The following is a 12,928-nucleotide window of genomic DNA, read 5'->3' on the forward strand; positions in this document are numbered from 1 at the left end:
CCGGTGCTGCCGCCGCTGCAGGAGCCGCGCCCGCAGGCGCTGCCGTTGTTGCCGCGCCGCCGCCGGCCGCGGCGCTCAGGGCCTTCTCGCAGGCGGGCGAAACCTTTGCCTTGTTCTTTTCCAGGCATTCGAGCGCGGGGGCGCCACCGGGCGGTACGCCGGCGCAGACCTTGGGATAGTCGGCGCGGCACGCGCTCTTGACCGCAGCAACCTGCGCGCTGCTCGGCTGCTTGGCGGCAGCTGCCTTTGGCGCAGGTGCGGCGGCGGGCTTTTCAGCGGGCGCCGATTCAGCCTTCGGCGCCGCAGGCGCCGCTTCGGTCTTGGGCGCAGCTTCGGTCTTTGGTGCGGCGGGAGCGGCTTCGGTCTTCGGAGCCGCAGCGGGCTCGACCGCGCGAACCGCAGTCTGGCATCCAGGTGACAGGCTGGACATGTTCTTCGCCAGACATTGGTATGCTTCCACGCCGCCGGGCGTGACGCTCGCGCAGTGCGCCATGAAGTCCGAACTGCATGCGGACCGCATGGCGCTCTTCTGCGCGTCGGTCGGTGCTTGCGCGAAGGCGCCTGTTGCAGTTGCGAAGAGCGCGGCCGCGAGCAGCGCCGTGCGCGTTGATGCATGTTTCAACGTGTTGAACATCTGAGTGATTTCCTGCCCTGTCGGTAACGCCGACGGTTTTCAAATGTAATGCAAGCGCAATCGCCGCGAGTGATGCCTCGCGCGCGGTATCTTTGGATGCTTTGGCCTCTACCGCAAGTAGATAATGCCAGCGCAATTGCGACGAAACTAGAGCATGATCCGGATCCGAAGGGCCGCGTTAGCGCAAAGTGTGCAGCGGTTTTCCCTCGCGACAAACGCGGAACGCGTTTGCGCGGAGATCCTGCTCAAACAATACGTCGTCAGAGCTTGACCATGCGCTTGCCGCGGTTCTCGCCCGCGAGCAATCCGATCAGCGCCTTCGGCGTGTTCTCCAACCCGTCGATGATGTCCTCCTGCACCTTCAGCTTGCCGGATTTGACCCAGGCCTGGAGGTCGGCAAGCGCGCGCTGGCTGTCCTTCATGTAGTCCATCACGATGAAGCCCTGCATGACCAGCCGCTTCACCACGATCAGGCCGGGCACGCCGCGCGGACCGTGCGCCGATGGCGCGCCGTCATATTGCGAGATCGCGCCGCAGCAGGCGATGCGGCCGTAATTGTTCATTTGCGGCAGGCAGGCTTCCAGAATGTCGCCGCCGACATTGTCGAAATAGACGTCGATGCCTTTTGGCGCGGCCGCGCGCAGGGCCTTGAACACGGCGCCGTCCTTGTAATCGACGGCGGCATCGAAGCCGAGCTCGGAGGTCAGCCAGTTGCACTTGTCGACGCCGCCGGCGATGCCGATGACGCGACATCCCTTGATCTTGGCGATCTGCCCGACGATCGAGCCGACCGAGCCCGCGGCGGCCGAGACCACGACCGTCTCGCCCTCCTTGGGCTTGCCGACCTCCAGCAGGCCGAAATAGGCGGTGAGGCCGGCGATGCCGAACACGCTGAGCAGATGCGTCATCGGCTCCAGCTTCGGCATCTTGGTGAGATGCTTTGCTGGCACCGCGGCAAACTCCTGCCAGCCGGTGTCGCCGAACACGATGTCACCGGCAGCCAACCCCGGCGCCTTCGAGCTGACGACCTCGGCGATGGCGCCGCCGGCCATCACGCTGTTGGCTTCGACGGCTGAACGATAGGTGGCGCCATGCATCCAGGCGCGGTTGGCGGCGTCGAGCGAGATGTAACGCACGCGCAGCAAAGCCTCGCCGTCCTTCGGCTCCGGCATCGCGCCATCGACCATCTTGAAATGTTCGGGGCCGAGCTTGCCGCTCGGCTTTTCCACCAGAAGAATCTGGCGATTGATGTTGCCGCTCATGGCGTTTCCCTCTTCGTTTGCTTGACGATTATTGATGCAGCCGCCGCAAAGAAAACGTGCAGGCCGCATTCGTTGTGCGCTGCATGAAGGCTAGATCGCGGGAGGCAGTTTCACAACGGGAACATCCGGCCAACGCGGCCACCCGCCAAGCGTGTTGCGTAGCCGTCATATCTGCGACATCATGAAGCGCCGGTGTACGTGGGGGTAAGCAATGTCGAACAGGTTTACGCAATACATCTTGGGCGCGATGGTGCTGGGCATCATCATGGGCTCGGCGATCTACAACTTTCTGCCCGATACGCGCGCCGACTGGGCCTCGTCCATCAACCTGATCGCCATGATGTTCCTGCGCCTGATCAAGATGATCATCGCGCCGCTGGTGTTCGCGACCCTGGTCGGCGGCATCGCCCATATGGGCTCGGGCTCCAAGCTCGGCCGCATCTTCGCCAAGACCATGGGCTGGTTCATCAGCGCCTCCTTCGTCTCGCTGCTGCTCGGCCTCGTGATGGTCAACCTGCTCCAGCCTGGCGCCAACTTCCCCGGCACGCTGCCTGCGGCAGGCCAATCGACCGGCCTGCCGGTCTCGGCCTTCTCGATCGAGAAGTTCCTGACCCATCTGATCCCGACTTCGATCGCCGACGCGATGGCGCAGAACGAGATCCTCCAGATCGTGATCTTCGCCGTGTTCTTCTCGGTGGCGATGGGCGCGATGCCCGAGCGCTCCAAGCCGATCCTGGCGCTGATCGACGATATCGGCCACATCATGCTCAAGGTGACGAGCTATGTGATGCTGTTCGCGCCGCTCGCGGTGTGGGCCGCCATCACGGCGACGGTGGCCAAGAACGGCCTGCTGGTGCTCTGGAAGCTCGTCGTCTTCATGGGCGGCTTCTATCTCTCGCTGGCGATCCTTTGGACGATCCTGGTGATCGTCGGCTTCATCGTGATCGGGCCGCGCTACAGCCATCTGCTGAAGCTGGTCCGCGAGCCGCTGATGATCGCGTTCTCCACCGCGAGCTCGGAGGCGGCCTATCCGAAGACGCTGGAGGCGCTCAACCGCTTCGGCGCCTCGTCGCGGATCTCGAGCTTCGTGCTGCCGCTCGGTTATTCCTTCAACCTCGACGGCACGATGATGTACTGCACCTTCGCGGCCGTCTTCATCGCGCAAAGCTACCACATCGACATGCCGCTCGGCACGCAGCTCGCGATGCTGGCGACGCTGATGATCACCTCCAAGGGCGTCGCCGGCGTGCCGCGCGCCTCCCTCGTCGTGATCGCCTCGACGCTGGCGCAGTTCAACATCCCCGAGGCCGGCCTGCTCATGATCATGGGCATCGACACCTTCCTCGACATGGGCCGCAGCGCCACCAACGTGATCGGCAACACGCTCGCGACCTCGGTCGTGGCGAAGTGGGAAGGCGAGCTTGGGCCCGAGCATGAGATGGGACCAGGCGACGCCGTGCCCGGCGACATGGTGCCCGGCGAAGTGCCCGCCATGGCCGGCCATGGTTAGGAGCGCATCATGGGCCAGACACTGACAAGGTCAGTGATCGGCGGCTGCCTCTGGCTCGCGGCATCGTTGCTCGCGACCACAGCATTCGCCCAGACCAGCAGCGAAGGGCTCAGCCCGACGCTGTCGGCCATCAAGAAAGCGCATGTCGTGCGGCTCGGCTATCGCGAGAGCTCACCGCCGTTCTCCTTCCTCGACCAGTCGGGCCGCCCGATCGGCTACAGCCTCGAACTCTGCGAGGCGATCGTCGAGGAGATCGGCGTCGAGGTCGACGATCCCAATCTCAGGATCGACTACGTCAAGGTCACCTCGGACGACCGCATCGACGCCGTGCTCCAGAACAAGATCGACCTGGAATGCGGCTCGACCACCGCCAATGCCGAGCGTGGCAAGCGCGTCGCCTTCTCCCCGCTGATATTCGTCGCCGGCACCAAGCTGATGGTGCCGAAGGCGTCAAAGGTCCAGTCGTTGACCGATCTGAAGGGCAAGACCGTGGTGGTGACCAAGGGCACCACCAACGAGCAGGCGATCCAGGCGGCCGACAAGAAGTCCTCGCTCGGGTTGAACATCGTCACCTCGCCGGATCACGAGCAGTCGTATCAGATGCTCGTCGACGGCAAGGCGGATGCGTTCGCGACCGACGACATCCTGCTCTCCGGCCTGATCGCGCGCCACAAGGCGCAGGACAAGTTCCGCGTCACCGGCGATTACCTGTCCTATGACCCCTACGGCATCATGTTCAGGAAGGGTGAGCCGCAATTGTCGGCCGTGGTCGAGCGCACCTTCCGCAAGCTCGGCTCCAACCGCGACCTCGTCCCGCTCTACAACAAATGGTTCACCGCCAGGCTTCCGACCGGCGAACGGCTGAACGTGCCGATCTCGCTGCAACTCGAGGAAGCCTTCAAGGCGATGGACGATTCGGCGAGCGCGAATAATTAGCGCTTACTTCCCTTCTCCCCTTGTGGGAGAAGGTGGCGCGAAGCGCCGGATGAGGGGTTCTAACCTCGAATGCTGCTGCGTGAGGTGTGCTCGCGGAGAGAGACCCCTCACCCGTCTCGCCGCCAAGGCGGCGAGCCACCCTCTCCCACAACGGGAGAGGGTGCAGCGTGCCCGTGGCTCCTAACTTTTGCCAAACACCCGGTCCAGCGCCGCGTCATACGTCGCCTGCACCAGCTCCGGATGCAGCTTCGCCAGCGCTTCCATCATCACGCCGGAATTGATCTCGAGCACGCGCCACGCGCCATCCGCGCGCACCACGTCGATCGAGGCGAAGGCGATGCCGATGGCCGTGGCGGCGTCGGCGGCGAGCTTGACGCAGGCCGCGCGAACCTCGCCGTCCTCCATCAGCACCGGCCGTGCGCCGGCGTCGAGATTGTGCCGCCAATCCGATCCACGCTGCTTGCTGTAGGCGACAAGTGGCACGTCATCGAGCAGCACCACGCGGATCTCCTGCTCGATCGCGACATAGGGTGAGATCACGAGCCCCGTGCTCATCGAAAAGACTTCGCCAACCGCGTGGTCGAGTTCCGCCTCCGTCGTCACCTTGAACACCGATCGCCCCGATGTCCCCTCGTTCGGCTTCACCACCACACCTTGCGGATGGTCGTGAAGCAGCACGAGCATTGCCTCTCGCCAGGTGGCGCCAACGACATCCTTGCCCAGCTTCGGGTTGAGGAAGAGATGATGAGGAATGCAGGGCACGCCTTCGAGCGTCAGCGCGTCGGCCGTCGCCGATTTGTCGTTGGCGAGGCGATGCGCGATGGCGCTGTTGAGGCCGATATCGTAGCCGAAGGCGAAGTGGCGCGCCTCGCCCCGGCGCATCGCGATCAGCCAGCCGCCGGCGCGGATGTCGACGGCAATGCCATGGCGGGCGCAGTAGCGCCGGATCGCCTGGACGAAGATGCGTTCGCTGCTGGCCATGGGTCTCAGTCACTCCTGTCGCTAAAAGCCGCAAAAATGCGGGGTTCTGCGCCAGGCCGGGGTGAAAATCAGAGCTATTCTTAATGAAATTCTCGCGAGCGCGACGGAAATTAAGTGCTGCCGTCGAGCCCGAAAGGGAAAAGAAATTGCCCTGTGCGCGCGCCACGCAGCAGATTCGTTAATGGCGCGGCCAATTCCCTCGCAAATGCCGGTTTGATCGGCATCAATTGCACCCGAAACGAGGTTGATTATTGGTCTCAATGGCGTAGATCACACACGCGAAATCCTCCGCCATGGCAATGGTGTCCGCCCCGCTTTCAGGGCCGGGCAATGCTTTTGCCCTAAAACCGCAATTATTCGGAATATCGAAAATCATGAGCGCGTTTTACCGAGAGAAGGTTCTTTCCGTCCAGCACTGGACCGACACGCTGTTCAGCTTCCGCGCCACGCGCGATACCGGCTTCCGTTTCCAGAACGGCCAGTTCGCGATGATCGGCCTCGAGGTCGACGGCCGTCCGCTGCTGCGCGCCTACAGCATGGCGAGCGCCAACCACGAGGAAGAGCTCGAGTTCTTCTCGATCAAGGTTCAGGACGGCCCGCTGACCTCGCGCCTCCAGAAGATCAAGGAAGGCGACACCATCCTGGTCGGCCGCAAGGCGACCGGCACGCTGATCACCGACAACCTCATCCCCGGCAAGCGGCTGATGCTGCTCTCGACCGGGACGGGCCTCGCGCCGTTCGCGAGCCTGATCAAGGACCCCGACGTCTACGAACAGTTCGAGACCATCGTGCTGGTGCATGGCTGCCGCCAGGTCTCCGAGCTCGCCTATGGCGAGAAGCTCGTCGCCAATCTGCGCGAGGACGAGCTGTTCGGGGAGCTGCTCGCTGACAAGCTCGTCTACTACCCGACCGTGACCCGCGAGCCGTTCCGCAATCGCGGCCGCATCACCGACCTCATCAGCTCCGAGCAGATCTTCAACGACATCGGACAGGGCCCGCTCGACATCGCGACCGACCGTATCATGATGTGCGGCAGCCCGGCGATGCTGGAAGAGCTGAAGGTGATGTTCGAAGGCCGCGACTTCGTCGAAGGCAGCGGCAACAAGCCCGGCCATTTCGTGATCGAGAAGGCGTTCGTCGAGCGCTGAGTCCTCTTGAATGGGTGGCGCGATCTCGTGTCCCATTCAACTCGTCGTCCCGGACAAGCGCAGCGAAGCGGAGCGCCGATCCGGGATCCATAGCCACAGGACGTGGTTTGGCGAAGACTCGCAGTGACAGCTTTCTCAGTCACGAAATCCTGTGGTTATGGATCCCGGGTCTGCGCTGACGCTTGCCCGGGATGACAGCTCGGTTTGTGGCAGCCGGCGGCCTCCTCCCATCCCCACTCCCTCTGCTGCACTGCAAAAGCCTAACCTCTCGGCGGATTGATTTGCCGCGGCCGAATTCGCTAGCCTGAAACAAGCGCCGCGTCATATCCGTATGACAGGCGCGGGCGTATCGTACCGCCTCAAGCTGGCGAGAGGATGGGAATCGTGGCCGACGAAAATAGCAAAGCGCCAAAATCGAAGCGTGGGCCCCTGGAAGAGGGGGCCATGGAAACCCTGCTGATTCCGTTCTCGCCGCGCTTCATCGTGCTGACGATCTGCGCGGTCGTCACCGCGCTCCTTATCGGCTTCGGCATCGCCGACCGCAAGATCTTCGACATCCTGCTGATCCCGATCCTGATCTTTGGCGCGCTGACGCTGCTCGGTGTCCGCGACCTCATGCAGAAGGGCCATGCGGTTCTGCGCAACTACCCGATCTCGGCGCATATCCGCTTCCTGCTGGAAGAAATCCGCCCCGAGATGCGGCAGTATTTCTTCGAGAGCGAGAAGGACGGCATGCCGTTCTCGCGCGACATCCGCGCGGTGGTCTATCAGCGCGCCAAGATGCAGCTCGACAAGCGTCCGTTCGGCACCCAGGAGGACGTCTACCGCGAGGGCTACGAGTGGATGCATCACTCGGTCTCGCCGAAGACGCATGCCGAGGAGAAGTTTCGCGTCACCATCGGCGGCCCCGATTGCGCAAAGCCATATTCGGCATCGGTGTTCAACGTCTCGGCGATGAGCTTCGGCGCGCTCAGCCCGAACGCGGTGCGAGCGCTGAATGCCGGTGCGAAGAAGGGCGGCTTCGCCCACGACACCGGCGAGGGCGGCGTCAGCCCCTATCACCGCGAGATGGGCGGCGACATCATCTGGGAGATCGGCTCGGGCTATTTCGGCTGCCGTCACCTCGACGGCACGTTCGATCCCGAGGCGTTCGCGCGCGTCGCCGGCGAAGACCAGATCAAGATGGTCGAGCTCAAGATCAGCCAGGGTGCCAAGCCCGGCCATGGCGGCGTGCTGCCGGCGGCGAAGGTCTCGGAGGAGATCTCCAAGATCCGCGGCGTGTCCATGGGCGAGGACTGCATCTCGCCGGCCTCGCACCGCGCCTTCTCGACGCCTGTTGGCATGATGCAGTTCATCGCGGAGATGCGACGCCTCTCCGGCGGCAAGCCGGCCGGATTCAAGCTGTGCATCGGTCATCCCTGGGAATTCCTGGCGATCTGCAAGGCGATGCTGGAGACCGGCATCTATCCCGATTTCATCGTCGTCGACGGCAACGAGGGCGGCACCGGCGCGGCGCCGCTGGAGTTCATGGACCATCTCGGCATGCCGATGCGCGAGGGCGTCAACTTCGTCCACAACGCGCTGATCGGCATCAATGCGCGCGACCGCATCAAGCTCGGCGCCTCCGGCAAGATCGCCACCGCCTTCGATATGGCGCGGGCGATGGCGATCGGCGCCGACTGGTGCAATTCGGCGCGCGGCTTCATGTTCTCGCTCGGCTGCATCCAGTCGCTGAGCTGCCATACCGACCGTTGCCCGACCGGCGTCGCGACGCAGGATCCGACGCGGGCGCGCGCGCTCTACGTGCCGCTCAAGATCGACCGCGTGCACAATTACCACCATGCGACGCTGCACTCGCTGACCGAGCTGATCGCCGCGGCCGGTCTCGAACATCCCCAGCAGCTGCGCCCGATCCATTTCAGCCAACGGACGTCGACGACCCAGGTGCAATCATTTGCGCAGCTCTATCCGGCGCTGCGTCCGGGCGAACTGCTCGAAGGCACGGAAGACCCGCGCTTCCGCGACGCCTGGCGGATGGCGCGGGCGGAGACGTTCCAGCCGGCGCTGTGAAGCGCCGGGCCACGGTATGAAGCGTCCGCGCGAGGCCGTAGAATTGTCGCGAGCAGAGCGGGGGCTTAACGTCTGATTCAACTTTGGGTGTAGATTCATCCCATGGACGAGCGACGCGACAAAGCCAGACATCGCGTGCTGAAGGCCGGAACGATCGAGTTCGGCGGCGGCGCGATCGACTGCACCGTCCGCAATTTCTCGGACACCGGCGCAGCCCTCGACGTCACCAGCCCGGTCGGCATTCCCGAACACTTCACCCTGCTCATCCAGGCCGACGGAAAGCAGCTGGCGTGCACCGTGGTCTGGCGCAAGGAAAAGCGGATCGGTGTGAAGTTCGGGTGAGGTCTTTGCTTGAGGCAAGTTCGCGCCTCTTGCTCCGCGGTCGTCCCGGCGAAGGCCGGGACCCATACCGCGTGATTGATCGCTAATGCGCAGGTCGCAGTACCGCGCAACTACCAGTCTTCGTCAAACTCAATCCTGTGGTTATGGGTCCCGGCCCCCGTGCGCAATTGCGCACTAGGCCGGGACGACGAGTGGAGGTTGGTACGCCGTCCCGCGTTCTCACACACAAGCGCGCAACTCACGCCGCCGCCTGCTCATCTCTCCGGCTCGCCAGAATCTTGTCGATCCTTCTTCCGTCGAGATCGACCACCTCGATGTGCCAGCCGCCGAGGTCGAAGGCGTCGCCGACATTGGGCAGCACGTTGAAGTGTTGCAGCACGAGGCCCGCCACGGTGTAGAAGCGATGGTGCGGCGGCAGCTCGATGCCGAGCAGCTCGCCGAATTCGTCGACCGGCATCCAGCCGGCGACCAGCAGCGATTCGTCTGCGCGCTTGACATAGGCCGGCTCCGGCGGGCCTTCCTCGGAATGGAACGCGCCGACGATCGATTCCAGGATGTCGGCCGCAGTGACCACGCCTTCGAAGGCGCCGTACTCGTCATAGACGAAACCGACATGGACCGGAGCGGCCCTCAGGATCGCGAGCACGTCGCGGGCATCCGCCGAGGCGGGAATGCTTGGCGCTTCGCGGACGAGCGCCCGCAGATCGGGCGTGCGTTCGTTCATGAACGCGACCAGCAGGTCCTTGGCCTGGAGCACGCCGATCGGCTTGTCGCGTTCGCCGTCCGAGGCCGGAAAGCGCGAATGCGGGCTCTTGGCGATGATCTGCTGAATGGCTTCCGGTGCGTCGTTCAGGTCGATCTCGTCGACCTCCGTGCGCGGCGTCATGACGGCGCCGACCGGCCGGTCGCCGAGCCGCATCACGCCGGCGATCATCTCCTTCTCGCCGGGTTCGAGCACGCCTGCGTTTTCGGCTTCGCTGACGAGGTGATGGATCTCGTCCTCCGAGACCTTCTCCTCGGCCTTGCCGCCGCGGCCGAGCAGCGTGAGGATCAGCTTGCCGGAGAGATCGAGCAGGAAGACGAGCGGCAGTGAAACCCGCGCCAGAACGTGCATCGCGGGCGCGACCTTGACCGCGATGCTCTCGGGGTCGCGCAGCGCCACCTGCTTCGGCACCAGCTCGCCGACGATCAGGGTGGCGTAGGTGATGAGCGTGACCACGATGCCGACGCCGACGATGTCGGCGATGCCGGCGGACAGGCCGAGCTCGACCAGCCATTGCGCCAGCCGCTGCCCGAGCGTCGCGCCGGAGAATGCACCCGAGAGCACGCCGACCAGCGTGATGCCGATCTGCACCGTCGAGAGGAATTTGCCGGGATCGGCCGCCAGCGTCAGCGCGCGGTCGGCGCCGCGCACGCCCTTGGCCGCGAGCAGCGAGAGGCGCGCCGGGCGGGACGAGACCACGGCCAGCTCGGACATGGATAGCAGGCCGTTGATGACGATCAGGACGACGACGATGACGAGTTCGACCGAGAGCATTGATGTTCCGGAGGTATGCGAGTGCGGCCGGATGGCGACGCAAGCATTGATATAGGTATTTTGCGGGGAAAATCCCGGCAATTCTGTCGCATCTCGCACCACGGGGAACCGGGCGACGACAGCGTTCGGCAGACCCGCGCGGCCCAGGACACTCCGCGGAACTACGGGCCTTTGCTTAACGGGCCCTTAGTGGCCGCCAGCTAGGTTTTCGACATTTGTAGCAATGTGTTCGGGGACCCAAGGATGCGGATCGGGAAGCTCTTCGCGCTGTCGATGCTGACGGTGACGGTTTTTGCAGTCATCCTCGGCGCCGAGGTGCTGATACCCCAGGCGCGCATCTTCACGAACCGCTCCGACGCGATCAAGACGGTTGACGCTTTTGGTGCGACCCTGATGGTCAGCCAGCAAGTCGCCGGCCTTCGTGCCCCCTACATTGGACCGATCTTCCAGGAAGCCGCTGCAACGCAGGCCCAGATCGACGTCGCCGCGAAGGCCGCGAAAGCCGCCGAGACCGCCTTCGAGAGCGCAAGGCGGGCCATCGTGGTGCTGGATGACGGCGGAGCGATTGCCGAGCATCTCGACCGTGCCGCGCGGCGGCTGAAGGAGATCCACACCGCGGCGGATCGCGCGATGAGCGTTCCGCTGGCGGCGCGCGACAGCGCCGCGATCAAGGGTTTCCTGCCCGGTGTTGCCGAGGTGCTCGGCAATATCGAACCGGTCATGAACCGGCTCGAGGCGAAGGTCGTCAATGCCGATTCCTCGCTTGCAGCGCTGTTGAGCCTGGCGCGGACGGCGCAGGATCTGCGCGTCTCGGCCGGCAGCCGCGCCGCCACGCTGTCGCCGGCGCTGAGCGCACGCCGCCCGCTCGCGGCGGCCGAGATCTCGCTGATGGATCGTATGCAGGGGCGTGTAGAAGCCGACCGCGAGCGCATCGAGGCCGGCATCGACCAGCTCGGAAACCCGCCCCGCATCGCCACCGCGCTGAAGGCGGCGACGGACTCCTATTTCGGGAAAGCTGCGCTCGTCGTGGACAAGGAAATGCCCGCGGCCCGTAGCGACGGCAAGTACGGCGTCAACGCCGAAGAGCTGGCCAGTGTCATCGTGCCGGCCATCCAGATGTTCTACGGCGTGCGCGACGCCGCGCTGGCCGAAGCTGCCGAGCGCGCCGCCTCCGCGCGCGATGGCGCGCTGGCGATGCTCGCCCTCGCGGGCGTGGCCGTGCTGGCGCTGCTCGGGACGCTCGGTGGCGTGACCATGATGCTGCGCAGCCGCGTGGTGACGCCGCTTAGCCGGCTCGCGGACGTGATCGGGACGCTCGCCGCCGGACAGCATGAAGTCGAGATCCCCGCGACGGGCCGCAACGACGAGATCGGCCAGGTGGCGGGCTCGCTGCGGCACTTCAAGGATTCGCTCGTCGCCAAGAAGGCCGCCGACGAGGCGGCCGCGGTCGAAGCCGAGGCGAGGCTCCGTCGCGGCCAGCGCGTGGACCAGATTGCGCGCGACTTCGAAGCCATGATCGGCGACGTCATCAACACCGTCGCGTCGGCATCGTCGGAGCTGGAGGCCTCGGCGGGAACGCTGACGAGCACGGCCGATCAATCGGAAAAGGTCACTGCGACCGTCGCGGCCGCGTCCGAGCAGGCCTCCACCAACGTGCAGACCGTTGCCGCGGCGGCGGAGGAAATGGCCTCGTCGGTCGACGAGATCAGCCGTCAGGTCCAGGACTCCGCGCGTGTCGCCGGCGAGGCGGTGCAGCAGGCGGGGCGGACCAACGACCATGTCGGCGAGCTGGCCAAGGCCGCCGGCCGGATCGGGGACGTCGTCGAGCTCATCAGCCAGATCGCGGGCCAGACCAATCTTCTGGCGCTGAACGCCACCATCGAGGCGGCGCGTGCCGGCGAGGCCGGCCGCGGCTTTGCCGTCGTCGCCTCCGAGGTCAAGGCGCTGGCCGAGCAGACCGCCAAGGCCACCGGCGAGATCAGCCAGCAGATCGCGGGAATCCAGGCGGCGACGGAGGATTCCGTCGGCGCCATCAAGTCGATCGGCGACACCATCACCCGCATGTCCGAGATCGCGTCTGCGATCGCCTCGGCGGTCGAGGAGCAGGGCGCGGCGACGCGGGAGATCTCCCGCAACGTGCAGCAGGCGGCCCGTGGCACCCAGCAGGTCTCCGCCAGCATCGTCGACGTGCAGCGCGGCGCGAGCCAGACCGGATCGGCATCTTCGAATGTGCTCGCGGCAGCCAAATCGCTGTCGGGCGAGAGCACGCGTCTCAAGATCGAGGTCGGCAAGTTCCTGGGCGCGATCCGGGCCGCGTAGAAAGCGAACGTATCTCCCCGCTGGGGTCGCAAGCGCATTTGCAGAGCGACGTCCCTGTGGCCCATCCGAAGGACGAGGCGCGCGCTTTTGGCGGGCTCTCAGGATGAGGACAGAGTGGGCGGCCGCAGTTTCGACGGGCACCAATGCTGCTTAGCCTCATCTGAGGAGCCCGCGAAGCGGGCGTCTCGA

Annotated in this window: 10 protein-coding genes and 1 pseudogene; 7 read left to right on the forward strand and 4 right to left on the reverse strand. The window is 65.0% G+C overall.

The genetic code is table 11. The features are described from left to right. Positions 1–430: pseudogene (locus XI08_RS12910) on the reverse strand (hypothetical protein); the annotation flags it as partial. Between XI08_RS12910 and XI08_RS12915 the strand changes: the two are divergent. Then, the gene (locus XI08_RS12915; protein ID WP_271574666.1) at positions 429–638 is read left to right on the forward strand and encodes a hypothetical protein; all 210 of its coding nucleotides are present in this window, start codon (positions 429–431) and stop codon (positions 636–638) included. The pseudogene XI08_RS12910 and the gene XI08_RS12915 sit on opposite strands and share 2 nt — an antisense overlap. Before the next feature lie 256 nt (positions 639–894). Here XI08_RS12915 and XI08_RS12920 read toward each other — a convergent pair whose 3' ends face one another. Continuing rightward, positions 895–1,896 (reverse strand): NADP-dependent oxidoreductase, encoded by a 1,002-nt coding sequence (locus XI08_RS12920; RefSeq protein WP_271574667.1) that lies wholly within the window; start codon positions 1,894–1,896, stop codon positions 895–897. A gap of 211 nt (positions 1,897–2,107) precedes the next feature. On the opposite strand from XI08_RS12920, the gene XI08_RS12925 reads away from it, so the two are divergent. After that, on the forward strand, positions 2,108–3,406 hold the full coding sequence (locus XI08_RS12925) for a dicarboxylate/amino acid:cation symporter (RefSeq protein ID WP_271574668.1): 1,299 nt from the start codon (positions 2,108–2,110) through the stop codon (positions 3,404–3,406). Between the two features lie 9 nt (positions 3,407–3,415). Then, positions 3,416–4,342, forward strand: a complete 927-nt coding sequence (locus XI08_RS12930; RefSeq protein ID WP_271574669.1) for an amino acid ABC transporter substrate-binding protein — start codon at positions 3,416–3,418, stop codon at positions 4,340–4,342. Between the two features lie 180 nt (positions 4,343–4,522). Here XI08_RS12930 and XI08_RS12935 read toward each other — a convergent pair whose 3' ends face one another. Beyond that, the gene (locus tag XI08_RS12935; RefSeq protein ID WP_271574670.1) at positions 4,523–5,323 is read right to left on the reverse strand and encodes an ATP-grasp domain-containing protein; all 801 of its coding nucleotides are present in this window, start codon (positions 5,321–5,323) and stop codon (positions 4,523–4,525) included. A 374-nt stretch (positions 5,324–5,697) separates the two neighbouring features. On the opposite strand from XI08_RS12935, the gene XI08_RS12940 reads away from it, so the two are divergent. The 3 genes from XI08_RS12940 to XI08_RS12950 all read left to right on the forward strand — a co-directional run bounded on the left by XI08_RS12940 (position 5,698) and on the right by XI08_RS12950 (position 8,883). Further along, complete coding sequence (locus tag XI08_RS12940; protein ID WP_027547996.1) at positions 5,698–6,471, forward strand: ferredoxin--NADP reductase; 774 nt, start codon at positions 5,698–5,700, stop codon at positions 6,469–6,471. 444 nt (positions 6,472–6,915) lie between these two features. Next, positions 6,916–8,541, forward strand: coding sequence for an FMN-binding glutamate synthase family protein (locus XI08_RS12945; protein ID WP_271574671.1), 1,626 nt, complete (start codon positions 6,916–6,918; stop codon positions 8,539–8,541). A 102-nt stretch (positions 8,542–8,643) separates the two neighbouring features. Beyond that, a complete protein-coding gene (locus tag XI08_RS12950) occupies positions 8,644–8,883 on the forward strand; it encodes a PilZ domain-containing protein (RefSeq protein WP_027547998.1) in 240 nt (79 codons plus the stop codon). A gap of 238 nt (positions 8,884–9,121) precedes the next feature. Here XI08_RS12950 and XI08_RS12955 read toward each other — a convergent pair whose 3' ends face one another. After that, the gene (locus XI08_RS12955; protein WP_271574672.1) at positions 9,122–10,420 is read right to left on the reverse strand and encodes a hemolysin family protein; all 1,299 of its coding nucleotides are present in this window, start codon (positions 10,418–10,420) and stop codon (positions 9,122–9,124) included. Positions 10,421–10,663: 243 nt separating this feature from the next. Between XI08_RS12955 and XI08_RS12960 the strand changes: the two genes are divergently transcribed. Further along, positions 10,664–12,739, forward strand: coding sequence for a methyl-accepting chemotaxis protein (locus XI08_RS12960; RefSeq protein WP_271574673.1), 2,076 nt, complete (start codon positions 10,664–10,666; stop codon positions 12,737–12,739). The last annotated feature ends 189 nt before the right edge of the window (positions 12,740–12,928 follow it).

The organism is Bradyrhizobium sp. CCBAU 11361, assembly GCF_028128935.1.
GTDB lineage: Bacteria > Pseudomonadota > Alphaproteobacteria > Rhizobiales > Xanthobacteraceae > Bradyrhizobium > Bradyrhizobium niftali.